Below are 25,445 nucleotides of genomic sequence, written 5' to 3' on the forward strand. Positions count from 1 at the left end.
AGGCAGTCTCGTAGCTCAGGCGCCACACTACAGGGAGGGTCTGAGGCGAAGCCAAAATAGGATGTGGGCAAGTAGTTGACACTTCAAGCATCAGGTGGGTATGGTTGATCCTGCAAGCAAACGAGAGGACAAACATCATGTCGCAGCTCACCGAGCTCCAGGGGACCTACGTCCTCGACCCGTCGCACACCGCCATCGGCTTCGTGACCCGCCACGCGATGGTCACCAAGGTCCGCGGCTCCTTCGAGGAGTACACCGGCACCGCGACCATCGACGGCGCCAACCCGTCCGCGTCGACCCTGAACGTCGACATCAAGGCCGGCTCCATCAACACCCGCAACGCCGACCGCGACGCCCACGTCCGCTCCGGCGACTTCCTCGATGTCGAGACCTACCCGGAGATCACCTTCCGCGGCACGGACTTCGCCGTCAAGGGCGACGTCGTCGACGTGACCGGTGACCTCACCATCCGTGGCACCACCAAGTCCGTCACGATCCCGTTCGAGTTCCAGGGCGCCGCCAAGGATCCCTTCGGAAACGAGCGCATCGGCTTCGAGGGCTCCGCGGACATCTCCCGCGCCGACTTCGGCCTGACCTGGAACGCCGCGCTCGAGACCGGCGGCTTCCTGGTCGCCGACAAGGTCACCCTCGAGTTCGAGGTGTCGGCCATCAAGCAGGCCTGACCTGCCGTTCTGAGCCTCCGATCCGCGGCCCTGGGGGTGGGTGCCCCGATCGGACGCCTCGAGCCCCGTCCTTCTGGACGGGGCTCGCGTGCGTCCAGAGGTTGTCCACAGCGTTTCCCACATCTGGGGACAAATCACAGGGGTGTCATTCGGGCGCGCGATGGATGGTCGCAACCGCCACCGTGACCCAATCGGCGTTACGACCGTCTGGTTCTTGCCTGATCCATGGCCTCGGCCAGGCGGGCGAGCAAGTCGTCGCGCGCCTCCTCCAGGTACCGTCGGAGTTCTTCCGCCGCCGCGCCGCGGTCTCCGGCCTCAAGCGATTCGAGGATTCCTCGATTGCGGGCCACGTACGGAAGGTGGAAGTCGCGTTGCTCACCGATGGCATTGAACGCCAGCCACATCTCCGCCAAGCGTGTAGCGAACCAGCGTTGCGTGCGGGGGCTCTCCGTGAGCCCAACGATTTCGCGATGGAAGTCCTGATTCGCACTTCGCATGGCCCTGATATCACCCGCCTCGGCGGCAGCGCTGGCACGTTCACTGGCCCGCCGCATCCGCCCGAGACGTTCAGGCGTGAGCGTGCCCCAGAGCACGGCTGCTGGCTCGGTGAACAGACGAACCGCGTAGAGATCACGGACGAGTTCAGCGGTGGCCTCGGCGACGAACACGCCGCGATTGGCCCGGCGGACGACCAGCCCCTCCGATGCGAGGATCAAGAAGGCCTCTCGCACTGTGTTGCGCGACACGTCCAAGCGCTCCGCGACGAGTTCCTCGGTGAGCCGCACGCCCGAGGACAGGGCACCCTCGATGATCTGGTCCCGGAGCGCGTCCGCCACCCGCTCGGCGGCCGGCAAGGGGAGTTCGGTGTGGGCGGACGCCGAGTTGGTGAGAGTAGCCGTGGACATCGGTCCAGCCTAGCAATCAACCCTTGTCAAATTGTTCAACAATCCCCTAATGTCCAGGCATCGAAGCGCGACGGCGTCTTCGGCGACGGAATCGAGGGGAGCACATGGCTGGCGAAGTGTCGACTGGCTCAGCAACACGCAAGCCGCGCTCGGCCCTGTTGGGGGCAATGTTCCTGATGGCCACCAGCGCCATCGGCCCCGGGTTCATCACCCAGACGACTGCCTTCACGGCGCGGCTGGGTGCGGCGTTCGCGTTCGCGATTCTGGTGTCGATCCTGGTGGACATCGCGATCCAACAGAACGTGTGGCGCGTCTTGGGGGTGTCGGGCCTGCGCGCGAACGAACTGGGGAACGCGACTGCCAAGGGGTTGGGATGGGTCCTTTCCGTGCTCGTCGTGGTGGGCGGAATGGTCTTCAACATCGGGAACATCTCAGGAACCGGCTTGGGTGTTCAGGCGATGCTGGGGGGCCTTGATCCGCGGATCGGCGCCACCGTCTCTGCAGTGCTGGCGATTGTGCTCTTCATGATGAAGTCTGCGGGGCCGATGCTGGACCGGATCGTGGTCTTTCTCGGCATCGTGATGATCGTCATGACCGCGTGGATTGCGATCACCACGGCTCCACCGGTGGGGGAGGTTCTCATCAATTCGGTTGCGCCGAGCCAGATCGATGTCTTGGTCATCACCACCCTGATTGGAGGCACGGTCGGCGGCTACATCACCTACGCCGGCGCGCACCGACTCATTGACTCCGGTACAACAGGACCCTCCAACGCGCTAGCGATCGGGCGAAGCTCGATCACCGGGATCATCGTGACCGGGGTGATGCGGGTTGTGCTCTTCCTGGCAATCTTCGGCGTCGTCGCTTCCGGGGCTCAGCTGGATCCGAAGAACCCGGCTGCCTCAGCCTTCCAGCACGCGGCCGGCGACTTCGGGCAGGTGGTGTTCGGCGTCATCTTCTGGGCTGCGGCCATCACCTCTGTGATCGGGGCCTCGTACACGTCGGTCACCTTCCTCACCACCCAACGGACGCCCGAACGTACGCGCAACTTGCTGGTGGTCGCCTTCATCGCGCTTGGAACGATCCTCTATCTGGTTCTGGGACAGGCGCCTGTGCAGTTGCTGATCTTTGCCGGCGCGTTCAACGGCCTGATCCTGCCCATCGGCTTCACTGTGATCCTCTGGGTCGCCTGGCGGCGGCGCGACCTGCTTCAGGGTTACGTCTACCCCAAGTGGCTGCTGGTGGTCGGGGTGATCGCCTGGCTGTTGACGCTGTGGCTCGGGATCCAGTCCCTCTCGGGTCTGGCAGGTCTGTGGTCATGATGGCGATTGACCTCAACGCCGATCTCGGTGAGTCCCTGGGCGTTTGGACCATGGGTGATGACGACGCGATGTTGAGCCTCGTGACTTCCGCAAACGTGGCCTGCGGGTTCCACGCGGGAGATCCGTTGACCACGCAGGCGACCGTGGCGACCGCTGCCCGGCGGAATGTCGTGGTGGGTGCCCACCCCTCATACCGAGACCTCATTGGCTTTGGACGTCGCTTCATGGATGTTTCGCCTGCCGAGCTCACGGCCGACGTCGTGTATCAACTGGGTGCCCTTGACGCCCTTTGTCGGACAGCGGGCACGCGACTGGCTTACGTCAAGCCTCACGGGGCGCTCTACAACACGATCGTGCACCATGAGGAGCAGGCCAAGGCTGTGGTCGACGCCGTCCGAGCGTTCGACGACCGCCTCCCTGTGTTGGGCTTGCCGGGCTCTGTGTTTCTTGCGCTGGCCGACGCGGCGGGCTTGCCCACCAAGGAGGAGGCATTTGCCGATCGGGCTTACAACGCGGATGGCACCTTGGTCTCGCGGCGCCACCCGGGTGCGGTCCTCCATGATCCGGCAGTCGTGGCGGCCCGCATGGTCCGCCTGGTCGTGGAGGGACGGGTCGCTGCGATCGACGGTACGGACATCGAACTCCGCGCCGACTCCATTTGCATCCACGGCGACACACCGGGTGCGGTGAACGCTGCAGCCCAGGTGAGGTCAGCACTCCTGGCTGCGGGCGTCACCCTCGCCCCGTTCGCACCGTGACCACCTTTCGGGTGCTGGCCTGCGGGGAACGCGCGCTCCTCGTGGAGTTGGGCGACCTGGATGAAGTGTTGGCCCTGGACGCCAAGGTACGCACCCATGTGTTCGACTCCGACCTTCAGATCGAGGACGTCGTCCCAGCCGCACAGACGCTCCTTGTCGCAACGCGATCGCCCAAGACGCTGGCAGCCGTTCGACACCTTGTGGAGCGCCTTGTGACGACCCTGTCGGTGCCCGCTCCGGGCGATACGGCAGCCACCGCGGCCCCCATGATTGACATCGGTGTGCACTACGACGGGCCTGACCTCGAGGAGGTTGCACGTCTGGTGGGCCTCAGTTCGGCCGAAGTGATTGCCGCTCATACCGGCACACCCTGGCGTGTCGGGTTCGGAGGCTTTGCGCCCGGGTTCGCCTACCTGGTGGACGGAGATCCTCGACTGGACGTCCCGCGGCGCGACATCCCCCGCACGTCGGTGCCGGCGGGGGCCGTGGGACTGGCCGGATCGTTCTCCGGCATTTATCCACGCTCCTCCCCGGGTGGCTGGCAGATCCTGGGCCACACCACGGAAAGCCTGTGGGATATCAACCGCACCCCACCCGCCTTGCTCCAACCAGGAGCCACAGTTCGCTTCTTCGACGCAGGGCCGGCCATCCGGACCGAACGTCCGGGAGCAACGACTGAGGTCGACCTTGCTGAGGTTGACGAGCTCGATCCGGAGCGCTCGGTGACGGTTCTCGCAATCGGTGCTCTCACGCTCATTGAGGACTCCGGCCGGAGTGGATGGAAGCACGTCGGCGTCGGACGAGCAGGGGCAGCGGACCGCGCATCCGCGGCAATGGCCAACCGTCTGGTGGGAAACGAGCCTGAGGCGGCGCTGTTCGAGGTGGTGATGGGCGGCCTGAAGCTGCGACTCAACGCCCCTTCGGTCGTGGCAACGACCGGTGCGCTCGCACCCCTGACAGTGAACGGCAAGGTGGCAGCCCATGGACAGCGCCTGTACCTCTCGCCGGGAGACGAACTCGCCCTGGGCACACCGCTTGCGGGTTTGCGGACCTACGTCGCGATCTCCGGTGGGCTAACAGTCCCGCCCATCCTTGGTTCGCGCTCGGCGGACACTCTCGCGAAGATCGGCACCGGCAAGGTTACGGTCGGAGCCTGCCTCCCCTTGGGGCCTACCCCTCCACATCCCGAGGTACGGGGCGATCACCCCATCGTCACCCCGAGTTCGTCGGAGTTGACACTCGAAGTCATCCCTGGCCCGCGGGCCGACTGGTTCGGTGGGACCGAACAACTCCTCGCCAGCACCTGGCACGTCAGCGCCCAGTGTGACCGGATCGGTGTGCGGTTGGAGGGGCTGCCGCTCAGCCGAGCGCAAGGTTTCGAAGGGGTTGAACTGCCTAGCGAAGGCGTGATGCGCGGTTCCATCCAGATACCTCCCAGTGGTCAGCCCGTGGTGTTCGGAAGCGACCATCCCGTCACGGGTGGCTACCCAGTCATCGGGGTGCTCACCGAGACTGCCTCGGACCGCCTCGCCCAAGCTCGACCGGGCCAGGTCGTGCGATTCGTCCTGAAACGGAGAACCCCATGACGCAGAACTCGCCTGTGGCCCCGGCCAACCCGGGAGAACTGGCTCCTGCCCAGGCCCGACTCATGTTCCGAGGGGGTCTCCAAGTGCCCACGACCGGATGGGCAGCCGGATTCACCCAAGCCAATCTTCTGTGTGTCCCCAAGGACGACGCGTTCGATTTTCTCCTCTACGCGCAGCGCAATCCCAAGCCTTGCCCTGTACTGGATGTCCTGGAGCCAGGACAGTTCGACGGCCCCATCCTGGATGGCGACGTTCGCACCGACGCTCCCCAGTATCGCGTCTACCGAGAGGGCCGCCTGGTTGCCGAAGTTCCCGACGCGACCCCGTACTGGCGCGACGACCTGGTGTCCTTCCTGATCGGGTGCAGCTTCACGTTCGAGCACCCACTCGCGGCTGCGGGCGTCCCACTTCGCCACGCGGAAGCAAACCGGAACGTCCCGATGTACGTCACGTCAACGCGCTGCCGACCCGCCGGACGCTTCAGTGGCCCCCTGGTCGTGTCCATGCGCCCCATTCCGGCGAACAGGGTCGCCGATGCAGTTCGAATCACGTCCAGGTACCCGGCCGTGCATGGCGCCCCCGTCCACATCGGCAACCCCGCCGCTCTCGGCATCCGCCGGCTTGAGGAACCCGACTACGGCGACCCGCCCGTCATCCTCCCCGGCGACGTTCCGGTCTTTTGGGCGTGTGGGGTCACCCCCCAAGCCATGGTCATGGAGACGCGCCCTGAGCTCGCCATCACCCATGCGCCCGGTTTCATGCTCATCACCGATGCCCGGGACGACGAGTACCAGATCCCCTGACCAGTAACCAACGACTTCAGGGGGTCGAGCTCATCTGCCGGGTCCTGTGAGCGGCACCCCGGGGGTTCCTCACCTCCGGCGTCGGTCACCGCGCCGCCTCATCCGTGTGGATGTCTCAGACGTGACCCGCAGCGTCCGCGAAGGCGGCCAGGGTGTGCTCGATGACGGCGTCCAGGTCGGACAAGCTGATGACCAGCGGGGGTGCGAAGCGGATGGTGTGGCCGTGGGTGTCCTTGGCGAGCACCTCCTTCCCCAGCAGGCGGTAGCAGATGTCCTTGGCGGTGCCGAGGTCGGGGTTCACGTCGACGCCCAGCCACAGGCCGGCCTGGCGGACGGCGGTGGCCCAGCCCTTGTCGAGCAGCGGCTGCAGGCCGGCGCGGAACCTCTCGCCAAGCACGCAGGAGCGCTCCTGCATCTCGCCCGTGGCGAGCAGGTCGACCACGGCGGAGCCGATCGCGCAGGCCAGCGGGTTCCCGCCGAACGTGGAGCCGTGCTGGCCGGGCCGGAACAGCCCCAAGATGTCGCGGTTCGCCACGACCGCTGACAGCGGCATGATGCCGCCGCCCAGCGCCTTCCCGAGGACGTAGATGTCGGGGATGACCCCCTCGCGGTCGCAGGCGAACGTCGCGCCCGCACGGCCGAGGCCTGACTGGATCTCGTCGGCGATCATCAGGACGCCGTGGCGCGAGGTCACCTCGCGCACCTCGGTCAGGAAGCCCAGCGGCGGCACGATGACGCCGGCCTCGCCCTGGACCGGCTCGAGCAGCACGGCCACCGTGTCGTCGTCGGTGGCGGCCTCGATGGCGCCGGCGTCCCCGAAGGGCACGTGCACGAAGCCCGGGGTGTAGGGGGAGAAGGAGCGGCGGGCCTCCTCGTCGTTGCTGAAGGAGATCACGGTGGTCGTCCGGCCGTGGAAGTTACCCTCCATGACGATGATCTTCGCCCGGCCCTCGGGCACCCCCTTGGTCTCGTAGCCCCACTTGCGCGCGGTCTTGATGGCGGTCTCCACGGCCTCGACGCCGGTGTTCATCGGCAGCACCATGTCCTTGCCGCACAGCTCCGCGAGCGCCTTCACGAACGGGCCGAACGGCTCGGAGTAGAAGGCCCGCGACGTCAGGGTCACCTTGCCGAGCTGGGCCTGCGCGGCCGCCAGCAGGGCGGGGTGGCCGTGGCCGAAGTTCACCGCCGAGTACGCCGACAGGCAGTCGATGTAGCGGTTGCCGTCCACGTCGGTGACGTGCGCTCCCTCGGCCGAGGCGATCACGACGGGCAGCGGGGCGTAGTTGTGCGCGCTGAAGGTCTCGATCTCGTCGATGGCGGCGCGCTGGCGCTCGCTTCGCGGCTCAAGGGCCATGGGCTCCCCCTTGTCGGACGGCGGGCCGGCGGCCCGGCGGACAGTTGAGCATATCAATTGCGGAAATCTCGGCGGTGACCCGTCAAGATCCTGGCCGACTGCGCGATGCGCGCAAAGCCTTACCGATGGAGAGCCGCTTGTCGTAGGAGATCGAGCCCTGCCGGAACAGCCGGACGCCGAGCCACACCAAGGCGCTCGCGAACGCGAACAGGACCAGGGCGACGGCGACCCCCTGCCAGACCGGCAGCAAACCCAGGGCGTTGCGCAGCAGCGCCGTCACGGGCGCGGTGAGCGGGAACCAGGTCAGGAACTCCGAGACCACGCTGGTGGGGTCGTTGATCACCATCGTCGCGGTGTAGAGCGGCAGGAACATTGCCAGGATGACGGCGCCGAACGCCGAACCGGCGTCCTTGGCCGTTGGCATGATCGAGCCGATCGCCACCAGCAGGCCGGTGAACATCAGGAAACCTCCGGTGAAGATGAGGGCCGCGAGGACGATGCGCACCGGGTCGATGAGCACCTCGCCTCCCAGAGCCAGCGGCGGCATCTCGTCCGCGGGGAGGGTGTTGCCCGGCCCCGCGGTGGCGGCCCCCAACAGGCCGGGGAACAGCACCCCCACCAGCACCGCCGGCACGAGCAGCACCATCGCCTGCACGATGCCCACGGCGAAGACCGCGAGCACCTTGCCGACGATCAGCACCCGTGGGTCGAGGGTGGTCAGGATCATCTCCGTGACCCGGTTCTCCTTCTCCTCGACCGTGATGTTCAGCATCTGCTGGCCCAGCATCAGGACGCCCATGTACAGCAGCACCAGGAACAGGCCCGGCACCACCGCAGCCGCGAGGCCGGGGCTGCGGTGGCCGTCCTTCCACAGCTCGGCGTCGGTGCTGACACCCGTGAGCACGCCGACGAGCCGCGAGTCGCCGATGCGCTCGGACGCCGAGCGTTCCAGCAGGTCGCGGGCCAGGGCGTGCCACTGCCCGGACTGGATGAGCCCGACGTCCTCCGCGACGATGTGCACCGCCTCGCGCGTGGGGTCGGCGGGAATGTCGAGGTGCACCTCTGCGCGCCCCTCGCGCACCGCCTGGGCCGCGGCCGTGGCGTCCGCTGCCCGGGTGCCGCCCATCTCGGCGGCCACGGTAGGGGAGACCAGGCCCGAGGAGTCTGCGTACGTGAACGCCTGCTTCTCGCCGCGCTGGGTGTCGACCGAGGAGAGGGCCGACGAGTTCGACCAGAACATGAGCGCGAAGATCACGACCATGAGCAGCGGGATGCTCAGCGACGTCAGCCAGAAGGACGGCTTGGTCAGGGTGCGGCGCACCTCGAAGCCCAGCACCGTCCCGAGGTTGTGGAGCTTCATGCCGCCCCCTCACCGGGCTGGTGCCCGTAGATCTTGAGGAACACCTGCTCCATCGACGTCCGTGCGGCGTCGAAGCTGCGGACCGTCACGCCGGCGTCCACCAACTGCCGGAGCAGTGCTTGGGCGTCGGTGCCCTCGGCGAGTTCGATCTCGGCGTAGTTGCGCTCCAAGGTGAGCGGACGCCAACCCCGCGGCTCGGGCAGGGTGCCGGTGAAGTGCAGCCGGACGAGGCCGGCGCCGTAGGAGTCCTGCACCTCGGCGACGGTGCCGTACGCCTCGGCGCGGCCGTCCTTGAGGAGGAGCACGCGGTCACACAGCCGCTCCACCTCGTCCATCTGGTGGGTGATGATGACGACCGTCGCGCCCGCCGCGCGCTGGGCCTCGACGAGGTCGAGCAGCAGGCGCCGGTTGACGGGGTCGAACCCCTTGGTCGGCTCGTCGAGGATGAGGAGCGAGGGGTTGTCCATGATCGTGACGCCGAGCTGGACCTTCTGCTGCTGGCCGCCGGACAGGGTGGTCAGCTTGGCGTTGCCCTTGTCGCCGAGGCCGACGCGCTCGAGATAGTGCTGGCTCCACAGCGCGGCCCGCGACCGCTCCATGCCCTTGAGCTGCCCGAAGTACGTCATGACGTCGAGGACCTTCTCCTTGCGGTAGAGGCCGCGCTCCTCGGGCAGGTAGCCGAGGGAGTAGTCGCCGGCGGGATCGAACGGACGCCCGTGCACCAGCAGTTCGCCGGCGGTGGGGGTGTAGATGCCGAGCAGCGCCCGGACGGTGGTGGTCTTGCCCGAGCCGTTCGCGCCGAGCAGCCCGAACGTCTCGCCGGGGCGGACCTCGAAACCCAGGCCGTCCACGACGCGCTTGTCGCCGAACTCCATGGTGAAGTCCCGCACCTCCATGACGGGAGTGGTGTCACTCATGGATCCATCCCACCACGTCCGGCCGACAGAAGCCCCATTGATCAAGGTCGGTGGGGCTGTCGGCGGACGGGAGCGGGGCTGTCGGCGGAGAAGACCGGGGCTGTCGGCGGGTGGGGGACTACTTGAGGCCCGAACGTTCCACGCCCTGGACGAGCCAGCGCTGCAGGAAGAGGAAAACGACCAGGGCCGGCACGGTGGCGATGAGGGCGCCGGTGAACATCTCCGGGTACCGGATCCCCTGGCTGGTCATGAACTGGCTCAGCACCACCTGCACGGTGCGCATCGAGGGGTCCTGGGCGATGAGCAGCGGCCAGAGGAAGGCGTTCCAGGCCCCGATGAACGTGATGGTGCCGACCGCGGCGACGGTGCCCAGGGCGTTGGGCACGACGATGCGCCAGAAGGTCGCCCAGACGCTCGCGCCGTCGAGGGCGGCCGACTCCTCGAGCTCGCGGGGGAACTCCAGGAACTGCTGGCGGAACAGGAACGTGGCGAACGCCGAGAAGATCACCGGGATGATCAGGCCCCGGTACGTCGAGATCCAGCCCAGCGTGCTGACCATCACGAACGTCGGCACGAAGGTCACCATCGCGGGCACCATCAGCGTGAACACCGTCATCCCCAGGATCACCTTCGACGCCGGCGTCCGCCACCGCGACAGCGCGTAGCCGGCCATCAGCGAGATGACGACGGTCAGCACCGTCTGCGTGACGGCCACCACCGCGGACGTCCCCAGCGCTGGCAGGATGCCAAAGCCCGGGTTGGTCAGCACGTCGGTGAAGGTGCTGCCGCCCACGGCGTCCGGCAGCCAGTTCCACTGCGGGGAGACCAGGTGGCGCTGCGTGGAGAACGCGTTGCGGAAGATCACGTAGAACGGCAGCAGGAAGAAGACCGCCAACACGGACGCCACCACGTACGCGAGCGTCGTGCCCGGCTTCGAACGCCTCACCGGTCCGCCCCGATCGAGAGCAGGCGGTTCTGCAGGAACGAGAACACCAGGATCACCAGCGTCAGGATCATCGTGCCGGCCGAGCCGATGCCCAGGTCCTGCAGGCCGCCGCCGAAGGAGATCAGGTACAGGTAGACCAGGGGCGGCCGCGCGTACGGCGGGTAGCCGCCCACGGTGTTGAGCATGTTGTAGAACTCGTCGAACGCCTGGAACGCGTTGAACAGCAGCAGCATCGAGACCGCGACCGACGTCGGGCGCAGCAGCGGGAAGGTGATCGACCAGAACCGCCGCCACGCGCCCGCGCCGTCGAGCGAGGCCGCCTCGTACAGCTGCGGGTCGATCTGGTTCAGTCCGGCGATGAACAGGATCATGTAGAACCCGACCTGCAGCCACAGCCGCAGGCTGACCAGCGCCAGCCAGTACCAGGAGTTCTCCCCGCCCAGCCAGTTGATGGGCTCCAGCCCCAGCGAGGTCAGCAGCGTGTTGGCCAGGCCGAAGCGGGCGCCGTTGAAGAAGGTCATCCGCCAGACCATCGCGGCGATGACATAGCTGACCGCCGTCGGCAGGAAGAACGCCGAGCGGAAGAACGCGCGCAGCACCGTGATGCGCTGCAGCAGCAGCGCCAGGCCCAGCGAGCACGCGAACGTGAGCGGCACGATGAAGACCGCGAACGCGATGAACGTCACCATCGAGTCGACGAACAGGCGGTCGGCGAGCAGGTAGGTGTAGTTGCCCAACCCGACGAAGCGGTTCGGCGTCACCGTGTTCCGGGCGTCGAAGAACGACAGGCACAGGCTCCACAGCAGCGGCGCGTACACGAACACGAGCAGCCCCGCGAGGAACGGCGTGACGAACAGCCAGAACCAACGCCGGTTGCTCCGCGCCAACGTCGCCCCGGACCGGTGGGTGGCCCCCTCCGGCCGGGCCACCGGGCCCGGCGTCATGTCAGCCGGCGACGCGCTGCAGCTCGGCGGTCACCTTCTCGGCCGCCGAACCGAACTCGGCGGCGGCGTCCGCCCCGCTCTTGATGACGTTCGACACGGCCGTCGAGTACGCCTCGCTGGACGCGGGCGTCCAGTGCAGGGCGTTCGAGCGGCCGTGGTCGGTGACGAACTGCGCCGCGCTCGCGCCCGGCCCGTCCGCCACCTTGGTCGCCTGCGGGAACAGCTTCGGCTTGGCCGGGATGTGAGTGCCGAACGCGTTGCTGAACTCGACCTGCTTGTCCTCGGAGTCGATCCACAGCCACTTCACGAAGTTCTTCGCGGCGGTGACGTTGGCCGACTTCGACGACACGCAGGCGCTGAACGCGCCGAACGGCACGACCTGACGCCCGGAGCCGCCGATCGCGGGGAACGGCAACACGTCGAACGCGTCGCCGTGGGCCTCGATGACCTTCGGCAGGTCCCACATGCCGCCCCACTGCATGGCGGTCTCGCCGTTGATGAAGGGGGAGGCGTCCGACCAGTCGGCGGAGGCCGACTTGACCATGCCGGGGGAGTCGAACAGCTCCTTGTAGCCGCTGAGCGCGTCGTACAGGGCCGAGGTGTTGAACGCGGCCTGCGTCCTGGCCTCGTTCATCTCCTCGACGCCGGCGGCCCACATGAGCAGGAGTCCGAGGACGCCCACGCCACCGTCGTTGCCGGCGAAGAAGCCGCCGATGCTGCCGTCCGCGACCGTGTTCGCGGCGTGCGTGAGCTCGGCCAGCGTCTTCGGGGCGGTGAGGCCCTTCGCGTCGAAGAGGTCCTTGCGGTAGTAGAGCAGCTGCATGTCGACGGTCTGCGGGATGGCGTAGACCTTGTCCTGGTAGGTGACGCGCTCCAGCACCGACGGCGTGAAGTCGTCGCGCGCCCCACCGAGGGTGTCGGTCAGGTCCTCGACCTGGCCGGCCTTGATCATGTCGAGCGTGGGGCCGTTCGCGTACTCGAAGACGTCGGGGGCTGTGGGGGTCAGCAGGGCGGCCGAGAGGGTCTTCTCGTAGTCGGCCAGCACCCAGTTCACCGACACGTCGGCGCCGGGGTACTCGGCGGCCCACTTCTTGACGGCCTGCTCCACGCCGTCCTCGCCGTACTTGTGGTACCACTGCGCGAGTTCCGGACGCCCCGCGCTCGGGTCGGCGCTCGCGACGGGCGTGCCGGGGGCGGTGGACGGGGCGGGCGTGCGCCCGGTGTTGGAGCCACACGCGGCGAGGGCGGTCGTCGCGGCCAGTCCACCACTGAGGGTGAGGAGGGTGCGTCGTGTCAGGGCCATGTGTGGATCTTATGGAAAGTAGCGCTAATTCGACCCGGTGCCACGGTCACGCGCAGGTCACGGTTCCCCGGAGGCAAGCCCTCGGCGGTACGAAGGCAAGCCCTCGGCGGTACGAAGGCAAGCCCTCGGCGGGGTGGACTGCGCCGAGGGCTTGTGTTCATTCCCTTGGTGGGCGGGGGGCGTGCGGCTAGGTTGGACGCCATGGCAGACGTCACCAAGAACATCGAGGACCACCGCTTCGAGATCCGCGTCGGCGACGAGCTGGCGGGCTATCTCGACTACAACATCGGCGAGGGCGAGGCGATCACGCTCCCGCACACGTTCGTCGAGGAGAAGTTCGAGGGGCAGGGCCTGGCGGGCCAACTGGTGCGCGCCGCGCTGGACGACATCCGGTCCGAGGGCTACCTGGTGAACCCGGTCTGCCCGTACGTGAAGAACTGGATCGGCAAGAACCCCGAGTACGCCGACCTGGTGAGCGCTCCGGACGCCGACGCCGACGCCGACGACGCGGCCGAGGGCATGGAAGAGGTCACCGGCGTCGATCCGAGCAGCGACCCGCGCATCTGACCCTTCGCGGCAGGATGGGGGCATGATCCGTCCCGCCGAGCCCCGCGACGTCGCGGCGATCCACCAGTTCATCGTCGATCTCGCGGTCTACGAACGCGAGCCGGACGCCGTGACCGCCACGGCGTCCGACCTCGAGCGCGCCCTCTTCGCGGACAGCCCGGCCCTGTTCGCCGACGTCGCCGAGGTGGACGACCGGGTCGTGGGCATGGCGATCTGGTTCCTGAACTACTCCACGTGGGACGGCCGCCACGGTATCTACCTCGAGGACCTCTACGTCGACCCCGCCCACCGTGGGTCGGGGCTCGGCCGCGACCTGCTGATCACGCTCGCCCGCCGCTGCGTCGAGCGCGGCTACAGCCGGTTCCAGTGGTGGGTGCTCGACTGGAACGAGCCCTCGATCGAGTTCTACACGGCCATGGGCGCGGTCGCGATGGACGACTGGACGGTTTATCGCACCTCCGGTGAGGCGCTGCGCGCACTGGCGGCGCTCCCGCTGCGGACGGCCGGTGTGTCGGGCGGAGCCCAGCACTAGGGTGGTTCCCGCGCACGAAAGGTGGACCCCATGTCCTTGTTCTCCGATGTCCAGCAGGCACCCCCGGACGCCATCCTCGGCCTCACCGAGCAGTTCAAGGCCGACACCAACCCGCAGAAGGTGAACCTCGGCGTGGGCGTGTACCAGGACGCCTCCGGCAAGCTCCCCCTTCTGCGCTGCGTCGAGGCCGCGGAGAAGAAGCTCGCAGAGGCGGCCGCCGCGAAGGGCTACCTCCCCATCGACGGCCTGGCGACCTACGACGCCGACGTGAAGGACCTCGTCTTCGGCGAGGGTTCCGCAGTGCACGACCGGGTCGTCACCGTGCAGGCGCTGGGTGGCACCGGTGCGCTGAGGGTGGGTGCCGACTTCCTGCGCCAGGTCAATCCCGACGCGAAGGTGCTCATCTCGAACCCGAGCTGGGAGAACCACCAGGCGCTGTTCACGCGCGCCGGGTTCACCGTCGAGAAGTACGCCTACTACGACGCCGAGGCCAAGGGCGTCGACTTCGACGGCATGATCGCCGACCTCACGGCCGCCGCGCCGGGCACCGTGGTCGTGCTGCACGCGTGCTGCCACAACCCGACCGGCTACGACCTGACCGCCGACCAGTGGGACCAAGTGATCGAGACCGTCCTGGCCGGCGACCTCGTCGCGTTCCTCGACATGGCCTACCAGGGCTTCAGCGAGGGCCTGGAGGAGGACGGGGCGACCGTGCGGAAGTTCGCCGAGCGCGTCCCGTCGTTCTTCGTGTCGACCTCGTTCTCCAAGAGCCTGTCGCTGTACGGCGAGCGCGTCGGCGCCCTGTCGATCGTGTGCGCCGACGCCGAGGAGGCCAGGCGCGTCCTGTCGCAGGTCAAGATCGTGATCCGCACCAACTACTCCAACCCGCCGACCCACGGCGCCCAGCTCGCCGCGACCGTGCTGTCGGACGCCGACCTGCGGGCCCAGTGGGTGGCCGAACTCGGCGAGATGCGCGACCGCATCAAGGCGATGCGGGGCGCGCTCGTGGACGGTCTGAAGGCGGCGGGCGTCGACGGCGACTTCAGCTACATCACCGACCAGGTCGGCATGTTCTCCTTCTCGGGCCTGACCAAGGACCAGATGGTGCGCCTGCGCAACGAGTTCGGCGTCTACGGCACCGACACCGGCCGCATCTGCGTCGCCGCGCTCAACGACGACAACGTCGGCTACGTGAGCGAGTCCATCGCGGCGGTGCTCAAGGGCTGACGACGTGGGAGGCTGGGCGCATGACGCGTGAACCCGGTTCCCCGCTGACCCGTCCCTCGGCCGTCATGGTGGCGGAGGCGCGGGCATCCATCGAGAACATCACGGTGGCGGACGCCGCCGCGCTGCTCGAGCGTGACGACGTCCTCTTCGTCGACATCCGTGACCCGCGCGAGCTGGCGCGCCTCGGCACCATCCCCGGCTCGTTCCGCGCGCCGCGCGGCATGCTCGAGTTCTGGGTCGACCCCGCCAGCCCGTACTACAAGCCAGCGCTGGATTCGGGCCAGAAGCTCGTGCTGTTCTGCGGCTCGGGGTGGCGCTCGGCGCTCACGGCGAAGACGCTGCAGGAGATGGGCCTGGACAACGTCGCCCACCTCGACGGCGGCTTCACCGCGTGGCAGGAGGCCGGCCAGCCGGTGGAGACGGTCTGAGGACAGGGCCCTTCGCGGGTTCCAGCCCTTCGAGGATCGCTGGCGCTCCCACCTTGGGGACCTGGTGGCGAAGGGCCGCCCGATCAGACCGGGTGGTGCTGGGCGAGCCAGTCGACCGTGACCTCCCACGCCACCCGCGAGGCGCGCGGGTTGTGGAAACCCAGCTCGGGGGCCGGGTTGTCGAAGGCGTGGTTCGCGCCTTCCCACACGTGGAACTCGGCGCCGTCGCGCTCCACGACCTCGCGGATGTGTGCGACCTGGCCGGCGTCGATGAAGGCGTCCGAGTCGCCGAAGTGGTGGAGGCTCTCCACGTGCACGGGCGGGCCGTCGACGAGGCCGGGCAGGGCCGAGCCGTAGTAGCTCACGAGGGCGTCCGCCATGAACTCGCGCGGGCAGTCCTGCGAGGCGGCGTAGGCCAGGCCGCCACCGAAGCAGAACCCGACGAGGGCGACCGCCTCGTCGGAGTCCTCGTCGGCGCGCAGCCACGCCACGGCGTCCCGGACGTCGGCGATTGCCAGGTCCCAGTCGAGGCGCCCGGTGACGTCCATGGCCACCTGCAGGGCGTCCGGGCTGCCCTCGTCGATGACGTCCTCGCCGACCCGCCAGAACAACTGCGGCAGGACGACCGTGTAGCCGAGGTCGCACAGGTCGCGGGCCCGCGAGCGCATGTAGTCGCTGCGCCCGAAGATCTCCTGGACCAGGACGATGCCGCCGCCGGTGCCCGACTCGGGGCGCATCAGCGTCACGGGCATCTGCGACCCCTGGGCGCCGGGGTTGCGGACTTCGATGGTGGTTTCGGTGATCTCGGGCATGCGTGGCCTTCCTTGCCGGGGTCGGAGGATCCTACCGCCCCGGTGATTCGGGGATCCGGGGCGTCAGGCGGCAGGCTGCACCCGGAGCCAGCGGAACCCGTAGCCCTCCAGCGCGAGGTCGAGCGTGCCGTCGTGGGGGAGCACCGCGTCGCCGTTGAGGAGGTCCACGAGGGTGTCGCCGTCCGACAGCACGTCGGTCAACGTGATGCTGATCGGGTTCGCCCCGAGGTTGTGGGCCGCGATCACGCACGAGTCGTCGAGGGTGATCCGGTGAGCGAGCACGGCCCTCTCGGGCTGGTCGAGCACCTCGAACGCACCCCAGCCGAACTCGGGCCGCTGGCGGCGGACGCCGATCAGCTCGCGGATGAACGACCACAGCGAGTCGGGGTCGTGTTGCTGGTCGGCGAGGTTGATGTGCTCGGGGCCGTAGCCGTCCGGCGTCACGCGCCCGGCGCCCACGACGACGATGTCGGTGGTGGCGGCCATGCGGCAGGCTGGCACGTCAAGCGAGCCCGAGGTACTCCTCGAGGGTCAGGTTCGAGCCGGGCGCGAAGTGCTGCGACACCTCGGTGCCGACCCAGCGCAGGTGCCAGGACTCCCAGGCGTAGCCGGTGATGTGCGTCTTGTCCTGCGGGTAGCGGACGATGAAGCCGAACTCGTGGGCGTGCTGGGCCAGCCACGTCGCGTGCGGGGTGCGGGCGAAGGCGGTGCCGCGGTTCTTGCCGTCCCAGGCGTCGAGGGCGAGGCCTAGCTGGTGCTCGGACGCCCCGGCCTCGGCGAAGTAGAGGCGCGCGGTCTTCTCGTCGTACTGCTGGCGCGCGTTGGCGAAGCTGGCCTTCTGGGCGGCGAAGCTGCGGTACCCCGAGCGGATGCTGAAGCGCAGGCCGTCCGCCCTGGCAGCCGCCTGGAGCTTGGCGAAACCGGCGGTGGCGTCGGGGTGGAGGCCGTTCGGCTTGCCCGCCCACGGGGGCACGTAGGACGCCGAGAGCCGGTGGTCCTTGCTGACGACCGGGATGCCGTCGACCTCGAACGGGGTGTCCGTGATCGGGCCGGTGGCCTTGCCGGCCTTGGGGGAGTCGGTCGGTTTGATCGACGGGCTCGGGCTGGCGGTCGGGCTGGGGATGGGGGTCGGGGTCGGGGTAGCGCCGGGGCTGGGTGAGCCCGACAGCACCGGGCGGGGCGACTCGGCGGCGCGTCCGGCCGGGAGCTGGACGGTGGGGGCTGGGGTGCTGGACGCCGGCGTCCCGGCCCCGGGCGCGGTGCATCCCGCGACCACCACGGCGGCGGCCACGACGCCGACCAGGCCGCGGATCACATGCTTCATCACGTCCCAGCGTAAGCCGCAGGGCCGGATCCACCGAACCGCCGACAGCCCCGGTCTTGCGTGCCGACAGCCCCGGTGTTGCGTGCCGAAAGCCCCCGAGCGGGGCTCTCGACCCACAACACCGGGGCTGTCGGCGGGCGGGCCGGCAGGTGTCCTACGTCACGTCGTAGTACTCTCGGGCGCATGACTGACCTCGCAGCTCCGCCGCGTCACCCGGGTGGTCACCCCGGCGGCCACCCCCACGGCGCGCACCCGCACAGCGCCCCGTCGCGCCGGAACCTGGACTTCGACTCCGCCCCGTTCATCGCCATCTGGGAGACCACCCAGGCCTGCGACCTGGCCTGCCAGCACTGCCGGGCCATGGCCCAGCCCCTGCGCAACCCCGGCGAGCTGACCACCGACGAGGCGAAGGCGATGATGCGCCGCCTGCGCGAGTTCGGGCCCATCGTGTTCGTGTTCTCCGGGGGCGACTGCTTCAAGCGCCCCGACATCGTCGAGTTGGTCGAGTACGGCGCCAAGCTGGGCATGCGTATGGGCATCACGCCCGCGACGACCAGCCTGGCCACCAAGGAGTTGCTCCAGCACCTCAAGGACGTCGGCCTCACCCGCCTGGCCATCTCGCTGGACGGCTCCAACGCCGACATCCACGACGAGTTCCGCCGCGTGAACGGCTCGTTCGACCACGGGCTGCGCATCCTGCGCGAGGCACAGGAGGTCGGGCTGTCGACGCAGGTCAACACGGTGATCCGCAAGGCGAACATCGACGACATGGACGCCATGACCGAGCTCATGACCACGCTCGGCGTCGTGTTCTGGGAGGTCTTCTTCCTGGTCCCCATGGGTCGCGCCAAGGCCGACGACGTGGCGTCCGCCGAGGAGTTCGAGTCGGTGTTCCACCAGCTCTACGACCTGTCCAAGACCTCGCCCTTCGACATCAAGGCGACCGCCGCCCCGCAGTACTCGCGCGTCGTCATGCAGCGCAAGCGCGCCGAGGTGCGCGCGGGGGCGGACGAGGACGTGCACGAGGTGATGACCCGGGGCATGCACTACTCGCAGAGCGACGGCATCGGGCGGGCCCGCAACGTCAACGACGGCGACGGGTTCATCTTCATCAGCCACACCGGCGACGTGTACCCCTCCGGCTTCCTCCCCGTGAAGGCCGGCAACATCCGCGACGACGACATCATCGAGATCTACCGCAACGCGCCCGTCTTCAAGCAACTGCGCGACCGCACCCTGCTCAAGGGCAAGTGCGGCCTGTGCGGCTACCGGGACGCCTGCGGCGGCAGCCGGGCGCGCGCCTACGCCATGACGGGCGACTACCTCGCCGAAGAGCCGTTCTGCGCCCACGAGGTCACGCGTCGGGTGCCGTCGCGAGGATCCCGCTGAGGTAGTGCTGGCCCCCGGCCGGGGGTGCGACCTCGACGCGCGAGAGTTCGCGCAGATCCGACAGTGCGTAGCGGGTCAACGTGGCGGCAGCGTCGCCGGGCTGCGTGAGAACCAGCAACGCGTCGCCGGCCACCACGATCTGCCGCAGGGCGGGTCCGGCGTCGAGGGTGGTCCGCTCCCGGGTGGCCGGGTCGAAGAGCGTGACGTACCGGTACGCGTCCATGCTGCGGAACGTCGGATTCATGGACGTGTGGGCGAACACCAGGCCCCGCTCGGAGTCGGCGACGAGGCAGGGCGAGGCCGTGCCCAGGTCGAGCGTCTCCGGGGTGCCGGTGTCCAGGTCCACCACCTGCAGGGTGGACACCTCGCGCTCGTTGCCGTTCGCGTCGCCGACGGCCCCGGCCGGCAGGTACAGCTTGCCCGCGTGCACGAGTGTCGACACGGCGAGGCTGCGCGGCCCGAGCTCGAGGCGGCGCTGCTCAGCCAGGGTGGTGGCATCGAAGGTGACGAGGACGGTCTGCTCGTCGCCCGGGTCCCCGGTGGCTCCGACCGCATGCAGGCGATCCCCGTCCAGGGCGAGGCTGGAGAACACGGTGGCCGGCACGGCCACCTCGGCGGTGAGGGTGCCGTCCATGGTGCGGCGATGCACCTGGGCCTCGCCGTTGAGTGTGTTGGTCGTGTAGAACGCCTCATCGCTGGCCACCACGCTCCAGATGACCTGCTCCTGGACGGCGAAGGCCTGGGTGGAACAGTCGGCCTGCGACCAGCGCAGCACGTGCGTGGTGTCCCGGGTGGTATTGCCGTTGGCGGCCAGCCATGCCGTCTCCCCGGAACGGAAGGGCGCTTGGGCCGGGGCGGCGCGCAGGCCCTGGTGGGGCAGGGATCGGCTCGCCACGACCGCATCACCGCTGACGTAGTCCAACTGGCTCTGCGGTGCGGTCTCGGTCGACCAGACGATGGCCGCATCCCAGTCCGAGGGGCAGCCGGCCGACCCGACCGGGACGGGGCTGGGTGAAGGAGTGCCGCACCCGACGAGCAACAGGCAGGACACGAGGGACAGTCGACGGCGTGTGCTCGACATGGTGGGCACTCCTTCTTGGGGGTGTTCGGGTCAGGCCTTGCGCCAGATCAGGTAGGTCTTGTCGGTGCCGACGAGCTCCACCGGGAGACCCACCCGATCGGGCGACCGATATGACCGATCGGGCATCGAGCCCGCGTCAGGCCTGGGCGTCCGCCTTCTTGACTGCCTTCTTGAGGGTCTTCAGGGCCTTGGCCGCCTTCTTGTCGGACGCCACCACGTCGGCCAGGGTCTCGGCCGGGGCGACCGTCCCGGTGAGGGCGTCCACGGCGTCGTTGCGGGTCGCCTTCGCGGCCTTCTTCGGCTTGGTCGCGACCCGCTGCTTGAGCGATGCGCCGGGGCGGAAGGCCGGCACGTCGCGCGCCTGGGTGAGCATGGACTCACCGGTCTGTGGGTTGCGGACGGTACGGGCCGGGCGGTGCCGGCGCTCGAACGTGCCGAAGCCGACCAGCGTGACGTTCTCGCCGGCGGCCAGGGCGTCCTCGATGGCCCCGGTCACGGCGTCGAGGGCCCGCGCCGCGTCGGCACGGCTGGCGAAACGGGGGGCGATCGCGTCGATGAGTTGCGCCTTGTTCATTTCCGCAGGATAGGCGAATGCCCTTGCCATGGATACCCTGCGCCGGATGGAGCCCTCGGCGGATCAGCCGCAGGAGTAGCCCGCGGACATGCTGGAGACCCGCTCGTCGGCGTCCAGGTCGAAGGTGGCGCCGGTGGTGTCGCCGGCGAAGATCTCGAAGCGGCCCTCGAAGACGCCAGCGGAATCCCACTCGTCCTGGGTGAAGGTCGTCTCCAGCGTCGAGAGCGGCGTCCCGATCGTGATGCCCTTCGGGCCGGTGAACGGGGCGTCCACCCCCGGGCGTCCGTCGAGGGTCGGGTCGAACCGACGAAAGGTTCCACTCGCCACGCCGAGGATTGGTTGCCACTCCGCCGAGGACTCGTGCAACTACCGCCGAGGACTCATGGTCAGACCGACCACGAGTCCTCGGCGGGAAGCGGAGGGCAGTGGGGCGTCAGGGGATGGTGACGACGTCGGTGGGGGCCGAGAACGGGAACGGCGCCGACTTCGGGAAGCGGGCGCGAGCATCCTGGAGGTAGGGCACGAGGCCGGGGTTCGCGGCGAGGGCGTCCGACAGCACCGTCCACTTGCGCTGCTGCACCCCCAGGGTCGGGATGCCCATGATCGCCAGCGCGACGCCGACCGCCACGAGCGCGATCGGCCCGACGAAGCTGCCCCCGGGGTTGCCGACGTACATTGTGATGCCCATGATCGCGCCGAACAGCACGAGGCCGGCCGCGACGCCGAACACGGTGCCGGGGGTGACCAGTCCGCGGCTCGGGGCGGGCTCGAAGGCCAGGTCGAGAGGGGCCTTGCGGATCTCGCGGGTCGTGACGACGACGTCGCGGGCCAGCACGATCGCGAAGCCCAGCAGGACCACGCCGGAGATCAGCGCGACGGGGCGGAAGTTCATCAGCACCATCAGCGCGACCGCGCCCACGACCACGGCGACCAGGAGGAGGCGGGTCATCGTCGAGATCACGCCCCGCATGGTCGTGCGGTTGGCGATGTTCTCGACGTAGCTGCGGGCCTCCATGAGCCGGAGCCTAGCGCTGTCCAGTACGCGGGTGGGCCCGGGGCCTCACGGTGCGCGGGGTGCGGGGCGGAAGGTCCGGCCCCGCCGAGGACTCGGCTGGTGGTGACGACTACGAGTCCTCGGCGGTAGTTGCACGAGTCCTCGGCGGAGTGGGGTAGCTGACACCCTCCCCGCGAAGAGCACACAGGGGATGGGCGGCGGGTTGCCACGCTCATTAGTGTTGCTCCATGTTCGCCAAGATCCTGGTCGCCAACCGTGGCGAGATCGCCGTGCGCGCGTTCCGCGCCGCCACCGAACTCGGAGTGAAGACGGTCGCCGTGTTCCCGTACGAGGATCGCCTTGCCGAGTACCGGCTGAAGGCGGACGAGAGCTACGAGATCGGCGAGCGCGGCCACCCGGTGCGCGCCTACCTCGACATCGAGGGGATCGTGCGCGCGGCCAAGGAGGCCAACGCCGACGCGATCTACCCCGGCTACGGCTTCCTGAGCGAGAACGCCGGCCTGGCGCGCCGCTGCCGCGAGGAGGGCATCACCTTCATCGGCCCGGCCGCCGAGGTGCTCGACCTGACCGGCAACAAGGCCACCGCCATCGCGGCCGCCCGCGAGGCCGGCCTGCCCGTGCTGCGCGGCGCCGAGCCGTCCGACGACGTCGACACGCTCGTGGCCGCGGCGTCCGACATCGGCTACCCGGTGTTCGTGAAGGCCGTCGCGGGCGGCGGCGGGCGTGGCATGCGGCGCGTGGACGACGCCGAGCGCCTTCCGTCCGCGCTCGAGGAGGCCATGCGCGAGGCGGACGCCGCGTTCGGCGACGCGCGGGTCTACCTGGAGGAGGCCGTCGACCAGCCCCGCCACATCGAGGTGCAGATCCTCGCCGACGCGAGCGGGGAGGTCATCCACCTCTACGAGCGCGACTGCTCGGTGCAGCGCCGCCACCAGAAGGTCATCGAGCTGGCCCCGGCGCCCAACCTCGACCCCGACCTCCGCGACCGGATCTGTGCGGACGCCGTCCGCTTCGCCCGCCACATCAATTACGTGAACGCCGGAACCGTCGAGTTCCTGCTCGGCCAGGACGGCCGCTACGTGTTCATCGAGATGAACCCTCGCATCCAGGTGGAGCACACGGTCACCGAGGAGGTCACCGACGTCGACCTGGTCTCCTCGCAGATCCGCATCGCCGCCGGCGAGATGCTGGCCGACCTCGGCCTGGACCAGGACGCCATCCAGCTGCGCGGCGCCGCCCTGCAATGCCGCGTCACCACCGAGGACCCGGCCAACGGGTTCCGCCCCGACACTGGCAAGGTGAGCGTGTACCGGACGCCGGGCGGCTCGGGCATCCGGCTGGACGGCGGCACCGTGTTCGCCGGCGCCGAGATCGGCGCGCACTTCGACTCGATGATGGTGAAGCTGACCTGCCGCGGCCGCGACTTCGCCACGGCCGTCCGCCGCGCCCAGCGCGCGCTGGCCGAGTTCCGCATCCGGGGCGTGTCGACGAACATCGGGTTCCTGCGCGGCGTGCTCGCCGACCCGGACTTCCTCGCCGGGCGGGCCACCACGTCCTTCATCGACGAGCGCCCCGAGCTGCTGCGCCCCCACGAGTCGGCCGACCGCGCCACCAAGCTGCTGCAGTTCCTCGCCGAGCGGACCATCAACAAGCCGCACGGCCTGCCCCGGACGCCCGTGGTCGCCCGCACCAAGCTGCCGACCGTCGACCTCGCCGCCGAGCCGCCCGCCGGGTCGCGCCAGCGCCTGCTCGAACTCGGGCCGGCAGGCTTCGCCCGGGCGCTGCGCGAGCAGAAGGCCGTGGCCGTCACCGACACCACCTTCCGGGACGCCCACCAGTCGCTGCTGGCCACCCGCGTCCGCACCCGCGACCTGTCGAACGTCGCGCCCACCGTCGCCCGGACGCTGCCGCAACTGTTCTCGGTCGAGGCGTGGGGCGGCGCCACCTACGACGTGGCCCTCCGCTTCCTCAAGGAGGACCCGTGGGCCCGGCTCGCGACCCTGCATGAGCTGATGCCCAACCTGCCGATCCAGATGCTGCTGCGCGGACGGAACACCGTCGGCTACACGCCCTACCCGCTGGCCGTGACGGACGCCTTCGTCACCGAGGCGGCCCGCACCGGCGTCGACGTCTTCCGGATCTTCGACGCCCTCAACAATGTCGAGCAGATCCGCCCGGCCATCGAGGCCGTGCTGAAGACCGACCACGGCGTCGCCGAGGCCGCGCTCTGCTACACGGGCAACATGACCTCGCCGGGCGAGAAGCTCTACACGCTCGACTACTACCTGCGTCTGGCCGAGCAACTGGTCGAGGCGGGCGCGCACATCCTCGCCATCAAGGACATGGCGGGCCTGCTGCGGGCCCCGGCGGCGGCGAAGCTCGTCACCGCCTTGCGGGAGAACTTCGACCTGCCCGTCCACCTGCACACCCACGACACCGCCGGCGGACAGCTCGGCACCCTGCTCGCCGCCATCGACGCGGGCGTGGACGCCGTCGACGTCGCCAACGCCGCTTGGGCGGGCACGACCTCGCAGGTGTCGATGTCGGCCCTCATCGCGGCTACCGACGACACGGAACGCGCCACCGGGCTGAGCCTGCAGGCGGCTTCCGACCTCGAGCCCTACTTCGAGGCCGTCCGCGTGCTGTACGGCGAGTTCGAGTCGGGCCTGCCCGGGCCGACGGGGCGCGTGTATCACCACGAGATCCCCGGCGGGCAGCTGTCGAACCTGAGGCAGCAGGCGATGGCGCTCGGCCTGGGCGACCGGTTCGAGGCCATCGAGGACATGTACGCCGCCGCCAACACCATGCTCGGCAACATCGTGAAGGTGACGCCGTCGTCCAAGGTGGTCGGCGACCTGGCGCTGGCGCTCGTGGGCCAGAACATCGACCCGGTGGCGTTCGAGGCCGACCCGCAGAAGTACGACATCCCCGACTCGGTGATCGGCTTCCTCAACGGCGACCTCGGTGACCCGCCGGGCGGGTGGCCGGAGCCGTTCCGCACCAAGGCGCTGGCGGGCCGCCGGGTCCGTCCCGTCGAGACCGACCTGCCGGACGCCGACGCCGCGGCCCTGGCGTCCGACCCGCGCCGGACGCTCAACCGCCTGCTGTTCCCCGGCCCGACGAAGGACTTCGAGGAGGCCACCGAGCGGTACTCGGACCTCTCGGTGCTGACCACGCGCCAGTTCCTGCACGGGCTGGAGCCCGGCATCGAGCACGAGGTGCCCATCGAGCGCGGCAAGACGCTGCTGATGAGCCTGCAGGCCATCGGCGAGGCCGACGAGCGCGGCCTGCGGCCGGTGATGGCGACGGTCAACGGGCAGGTTCGGCAGGTGCTGGTGCGCGACCTGGGCGTGCAGTCGTCGGTCGTGGCCGCCGAGCGCGCCAACCCGGACGACCCCGGGCAGGTGCCGGCGCCGTTCTCGGGCGTGGTCACGCTGACCGTCGCGGCGGGTGACACCGTTGCGGTCGGCGACCAGGTGGCGACCATCGAGGCGATGAAGATGGAGGCGTCCATCACCTCGCCGGTCGCGGGCACGGTGCAGCGGGTGGCGCTGCAGCAGTCCCAGACGGTGGAAGGTGGCGACCTGCTGCTGGTGGTCACGCCGTCGTGATGAC

General features: G+C 69.2%; 25 protein-coding genes. 11 read left to right on the plus strand and 14 right to left on the minus strand.

Annotated elements, in window-relative coordinates; translation table 11 throughout:
* Window positions 1-137: 137 nt before the first annotated feature.
* The gene (locus ET989_RS11090; RefSeq protein ID WP_131168930.1) at window positions 138-683 is read left to right on the plus strand and encodes a YceI family protein; all 546 of its coding nucleotides are present in this window, start codon (window positions 138-140) and stop codon (window positions 681-683) included.
* A gap of 197 nt (window positions 684-880) precedes the next feature.
* On the opposite strand, the gene ET989_RS11095 is transcribed toward ET989_RS11090, so the two are convergent.
* On the minus strand, window positions 881-1,588 hold the full coding sequence (locus tag ET989_RS11095; RefSeq protein WP_131168932.1) for a GntR family transcriptional regulator: 708 nt from the start codon (window positions 1,586-1,588) through the stop codon (window positions 881-883).
* A gap of 104 nt (window positions 1,589-1,692) precedes the next feature.
* On the opposite strand from ET989_RS11095, the gene ET989_RS11100 reads away from it, so the two are divergent.
* From ET989_RS11100 to ET989_RS11115, 4 genes are read left to right on the plus strand one after another with little or no spacing between them, the layout of a single operon-like run.
* Window positions 1,693-2,910: an NRAMP family divalent metal transporter gene (locus ET989_RS11100; RefSeq protein WP_165490138.1), complete on the plus strand. Its 1,218-nt coding sequence runs from the start codon at window positions 1,693-1,695 to the stop codon at window positions 2,908-2,910.
* Window positions 2,907-3,668 (plus strand): LamB/YcsF family protein, encoded by a 762-nt coding sequence (locus ET989_RS11105; RefSeq protein ID WP_206662320.1) that lies wholly within the window; start codon window positions 2,907-2,909, stop codon window positions 3,666-3,668. Before ET989_RS11100 ends, ET989_RS11105 begins: the two co-directional genes overlap by 4 nt.
* Window positions 3,665-5,254 carry a 5-oxoprolinase subunit B/C family protein gene (locus tag ET989_RS15615; protein WP_165490139.1) on the plus strand — a complete coding sequence of 530 codons (1,590 nt, stop codon included), beginning with the start codon at window positions 3,665-3,667 and terminating at the stop codon, window positions 5,252-5,254. Before ET989_RS11105 ends, ET989_RS15615 begins: the two co-directional genes overlap by 4 nt.
* Window positions 5,251-6,057 carry a putative hydro-lyase gene (locus tag ET989_RS11115; protein WP_131168936.1) on the plus strand — a complete coding sequence of 269 codons (807 nt, stop codon included), beginning with the start codon at window positions 5,251-5,253 and terminating at the stop codon, window positions 6,055-6,057. Before ET989_RS15615 ends, ET989_RS11115 begins: the two co-directional genes overlap by 4 nt.
* Window positions 6,058-6,172: 115 nt before the next feature.
* Here the strand turns inward: ET989_RS11115 and rocD are convergent, their stop codons facing one another.
* The 6 genes from rocD to ET989_RS11145 form a co-directional block, all read right to left on the minus strand.
* Window positions 6,173-7,411 (minus strand): ornithine--oxo-acid transaminase, encoded by a 1,239-nt coding sequence (gene rocD / locus ET989_RS11120; protein WP_131168939.1) that lies wholly within the window; start codon window positions 7,409-7,411, stop codon window positions 6,173-6,175.
* 82 nt (window positions 7,412-7,493) lie between these two features.
* On the minus strand, window positions 7,494-8,771 hold the full coding sequence (locus ET989_RS11125) for an ABC transporter permease (RefSeq protein ID WP_131168941.1): 1,278 nt from the start codon (window positions 8,769-8,771) through the stop codon (window positions 7,494-7,496).
* Complete coding sequence (locus ET989_RS11130; protein ID WP_165490140.1) at window positions 8,768-9,688, minus strand: ABC transporter ATP-binding protein; 921 nt, start codon at window positions 9,686-9,688, stop codon at window positions 8,768-8,770. Before ET989_RS11130 ends, ET989_RS11125 begins: the two co-directional genes overlap by 4 nt.
* Window positions 9,689-9,806: 118 nt before the next feature.
* Window positions 9,807-10,634 (minus strand): carbohydrate ABC transporter permease, encoded by an 828-nt coding sequence (locus ET989_RS11135; RefSeq protein ID WP_131168943.1) that lies wholly within the window; start codon window positions 10,632-10,634, stop codon window positions 9,807-9,809.
* Window positions 10,631-11,578: a carbohydrate ABC transporter permease gene (locus ET989_RS11140; protein WP_131168945.1), complete on the minus strand. Its 948-nt coding sequence runs from the start codon at window positions 11,576-11,578 to the stop codon at window positions 10,631-10,633. Before ET989_RS11140 ends, ET989_RS11135 begins: the two co-directional genes overlap by 4 nt.
* 1 nt (window position 11,579) lies before the next feature.
* The gene (locus tag ET989_RS11145) at window positions 11,580-12,881 is read right to left on the minus strand and encodes an ABC transporter substrate-binding protein (protein WP_131168947.1); all 1,302 of its coding nucleotides are present in this window, start codon (window positions 12,879-12,881) and stop codon (window positions 11,580-11,582) included.
* A gap of 201 nt (window positions 12,882-13,082) precedes the next feature.
* Between ET989_RS11145 and ET989_RS11150 the strand changes: the two genes are divergently transcribed.
* The 4 genes from ET989_RS11150 to ET989_RS11165 are packed head-to-tail and all read left to right on the plus strand — an operon-like array spanning window position 13,083 to window position 15,635.
* The gene (locus ET989_RS11150; protein ID WP_131168949.1) at window positions 13,083-13,448 is read left to right on the plus strand and encodes a GNAT family N-acetyltransferase; all 366 of its coding nucleotides are present in this window, start codon (window positions 13,083-13,085) and stop codon (window positions 13,446-13,448) included.
* A 22-nt stretch (window positions 13,449-13,470) separates the two neighbouring features.
* Window positions 13,471-13,980 (plus strand): GNAT family N-acetyltransferase, encoded by a 510-nt coding sequence (locus tag ET989_RS11155; protein ID WP_131168952.1) that lies wholly within the window; start codon window positions 13,471-13,473, stop codon window positions 13,978-13,980.
* 30 nt (window positions 13,981-14,010) lie between these two features.
* Window positions 14,011-15,207, plus strand: coding sequence for an amino acid aminotransferase (locus ET989_RS11160; protein ID WP_131168954.1), 1,197 nt, complete (start codon window positions 14,011-14,013; stop codon window positions 15,205-15,207).
* 20 nt (window positions 15,208-15,227) lie between these two features.
* Window positions 15,228-15,635 (plus strand): rhodanese-like domain-containing protein, encoded by a 408-nt coding sequence (locus ET989_RS11165; protein WP_131168956.1) that lies wholly within the window; start codon window positions 15,228-15,230, stop codon window positions 15,633-15,635.
* Window positions 15,636-15,718: 83 nt separating this feature from the next.
* Here ET989_RS11165 and ET989_RS11170 read toward each other — a convergent pair whose 3' ends face one another.
* The 3 genes from ET989_RS11170 to ET989_RS11180 form a co-directional block, all read right to left on the minus strand.
* A complete protein-coding gene (locus tag ET989_RS11170; protein ID WP_206662321.1) occupies window positions 15,719-16,447 on the minus strand; it encodes a dienelactone hydrolase family protein in 729 nt (242 codons plus the stop codon).
* Window positions 16,448-16,510: 63 nt separating this feature from the next.
* Entirely contained in the window at window positions 16,511-16,933 is a 423-nt protein-coding gene (locus tag ET989_RS11175; protein WP_131168959.1) for an alpha-glucosidase C-terminal domain-containing protein, read from the minus strand.
* A 16-nt stretch (window positions 16,934-16,949) separates the two neighbouring features.
* Entirely contained in the window at window positions 16,950-17,771 is an 822-nt protein-coding gene (locus ET989_RS11180; RefSeq protein WP_131168962.1) for a M15 family metallopeptidase, read from the minus strand.
* Window positions 17,772-17,954: 183 nt separating this feature from the next.
* Between ET989_RS11180 and ET989_RS11185 the strand changes: the two genes are divergently transcribed.
* Window positions 17,955-19,160: a TIGR04053 family radical SAM/SPASM domain-containing protein gene (locus tag ET989_RS11185; RefSeq protein WP_131168964.1), complete on the plus strand. Its 1,206-nt coding sequence runs from the start codon at window positions 17,955-17,957 to the stop codon at window positions 19,158-19,160.
* Here ET989_RS11185 and ET989_RS11190 read toward each other — a convergent pair.
* The 4 genes from ET989_RS11190 to ET989_RS11205 all read right to left on the minus strand — a co-directional run bounded on the left by ET989_RS11190 (window position 19,126) and on the right by ET989_RS11205 (window position 21,830).
* On the minus strand, window positions 19,126-20,241 hold the full coding sequence (locus ET989_RS11190; RefSeq protein WP_131168966.1) for a hypothetical protein: 1,116 nt from the start codon (window positions 20,239-20,241) through the stop codon (window positions 19,126-19,128). The genes ET989_RS11185 and ET989_RS11190 overlap by 35 nt on opposite strands.
* A gap of 136 nt (window positions 20,242-20,377) precedes the next feature.
* On the minus strand, window positions 20,378-20,815 hold the full coding sequence (locus ET989_RS16120) for an HU family DNA-binding protein (RefSeq protein WP_206662322.1): 438 nt from the start codon (window positions 20,813-20,815) through the stop codon (window positions 20,378-20,380).
* Window positions 20,816-20,878: 63 nt separating this feature from the next.
* A complete protein-coding gene (locus tag ET989_RS11200) occupies window positions 20,879-21,142 on the minus strand; it encodes a hypothetical protein (RefSeq protein ID WP_131168969.1) in 264 nt (87 codons plus the stop codon).
* A gap of 106 nt (window positions 21,143-21,248) precedes the next feature.
* On the minus strand, window positions 21,249-21,830 hold the full coding sequence (locus tag ET989_RS11205) for a hypothetical protein (protein ID WP_131168970.1): 582 nt from the start codon (window positions 21,828-21,830) through the stop codon (window positions 21,249-21,251).
* Between the two features lie 227 nt (window positions 21,831-22,057).
* Here ET989_RS11205 and ET989_RS11210 point away from each other — a divergent pair, with 227 nt between their 5' ends.
* The gene (locus ET989_RS11210; RefSeq protein WP_131168971.1) at window positions 22,058-25,441 is read left to right on the plus strand and encodes a pyruvate carboxylase; all 3,384 of its coding nucleotides are present in this window, start codon (window positions 22,058-22,060) and stop codon (window positions 25,439-25,441) included.
* Window positions 25,442-25,445 lie beyond the last annotated feature (4 nt).

It is taken from the genome of Propioniciclava sinopodophylli, assembly GCF_004324755.1.
Classification (GTDB): domain Bacteria; phylum Actinomycetota; class Actinomycetes; order Propionibacteriales; family Propionibacteriaceae; genus Propioniciclava; species Propioniciclava sinopodophylli.

Coding starts and splice junctions, on each gene's coding strand:
- ET989_RS11175 (WP_131168959.1), bottom strand. CDS start 16,933: ATGGCCGCCACCACCGACATCGTCGTCGTGGGCGCCGGGCGCGTGACG.
- ET989_RS11185 (WP_131168964.1), top strand. CDS start 17,955: ATGACTGACCTCGCAGCTCCGCCGCGTCACCCGGGTGGTCACCCCGGC.
- ET989_RS11115 (WP_131168936.1), top strand. CDS start 5,251: ATGACGCAGAACTCGCCTGTGGCCCCGGCCAACCCGGGAGAACTGGCT.
- ET989_RS11090 (WP_131168930.1), top strand. CDS start 138: ATGTCGCAGCTCACCGAGCTCCAGGGGACCTACGTCCTCGACCCGTCG.
- ET989_RS11150 (WP_131168949.1), top strand. CDS start 13,083: ATGGCAGACGTCACCAAGAACATCGAGGACCACCGCTTCGAGATCCGC.
- ET989_RS11130 (WP_165490140.1), bottom strand. CDS start 9,688: ATGAGTGACACCACTCCCGTCATGGAGGTGCGGGACTTCACCATGGAG.
- ET989_RS11095 (WP_131168932.1), bottom strand. CDS start 1,588: ATGTCCACGGCTACTCTCACCAACTCGGCGTCCGCCCACACCGAACTC.
- ET989_RS11145 (WP_131168947.1), bottom strand. CDS start 12,881: ATGGCCCTGACACGACGCACCCTCCTCACCCTCAGTGGTGGACTGGCC.
- ET989_RS11125 (WP_131168941.1), bottom strand. CDS start 8,771: ATGAAGCTCCACAACCTCGGGACGGTGCTGGGCTTCGAGGTGCGCCGC.
- ET989_RS11100 (WP_165490138.1), top strand. CDS start 1,693: ATGGCTGGCGAAGTGTCGACTGGCTCAGCAACACGCAAGCCGCGCTCG.
- ET989_RS11165 (WP_131168956.1), top strand. CDS start 15,228: ATGACGCGTGAACCCGGTTCCCCGCTGACCCGTCCCTCGGCCGTCATG.
- ET989_RS16120 (WP_206662322.1), bottom strand. CDS start 20,815: ATGAACAAGGCGCAACTCATCGACGCGATCGCCCCCCGTTTCGCCAGC.
- ET989_RS11210 (WP_131168971.1), top strand. CDS start 22,058: ATGTTCGCCAAGATCCTGGTCGCCAACCGTGGCGAGATCGCCGTGCGC.
- ET989_RS11105 (WP_206662320.1), top strand. CDS start 2,907: ATGATGGCGATTGACCTCAACGCCGATCTCGGTGAGTCCCTGGGCGTT.
- ET989_RS11180 (WP_131168962.1), bottom strand. CDS start 17,771: ATGAAGCATGTGATCCGCGGCCTGGTCGGCGTCGTGGCCGCCGCCGTG.
- ET989_RS11205 (WP_131168970.1), bottom strand. CDS start 21,830: ATGGAGGCCCGCAGCTACGTCGAGAACATCGCCAACCGCACGACCATG.
- ET989_RS11140 (WP_131168945.1), bottom strand. CDS start 11,578: ATGACGCCGGGCCCGGTGGCCCGGCCGGAGGGGGCCACCCACCGGTCC.
- ET989_RS11160 (WP_131168954.1), top strand. CDS start 14,011: ATGTCCTTGTTCTCCGATGTCCAGCAGGCACCCCCGGACGCCATCCTC.
- ET989_RS11190 (WP_131168966.1), bottom strand. CDS start 20,241: ATGTCGAGCACACGCCGTCGACTGTCCCTCGTGTCCTGCCTGTTGCTC.
- ET989_RS11155 (WP_131168952.1), top strand. CDS start 13,471: ATGATCCGTCCCGCCGAGCCCCGCGACGTCGCGGCGATCCACCAGTTC.
- rocD (WP_131168939.1), bottom strand. CDS start 7,411: ATGGCCCTTGAGCCGCGAAGCGAGCGCCAGCGCGCCGCCATCGACGAG.
- ET989_RS11170 (WP_206662321.1), bottom strand. CDS start 16,447: ATGCCCGAGATCACCGAAACCACCATCGAAGTCCGCAACCCCGGCGCC.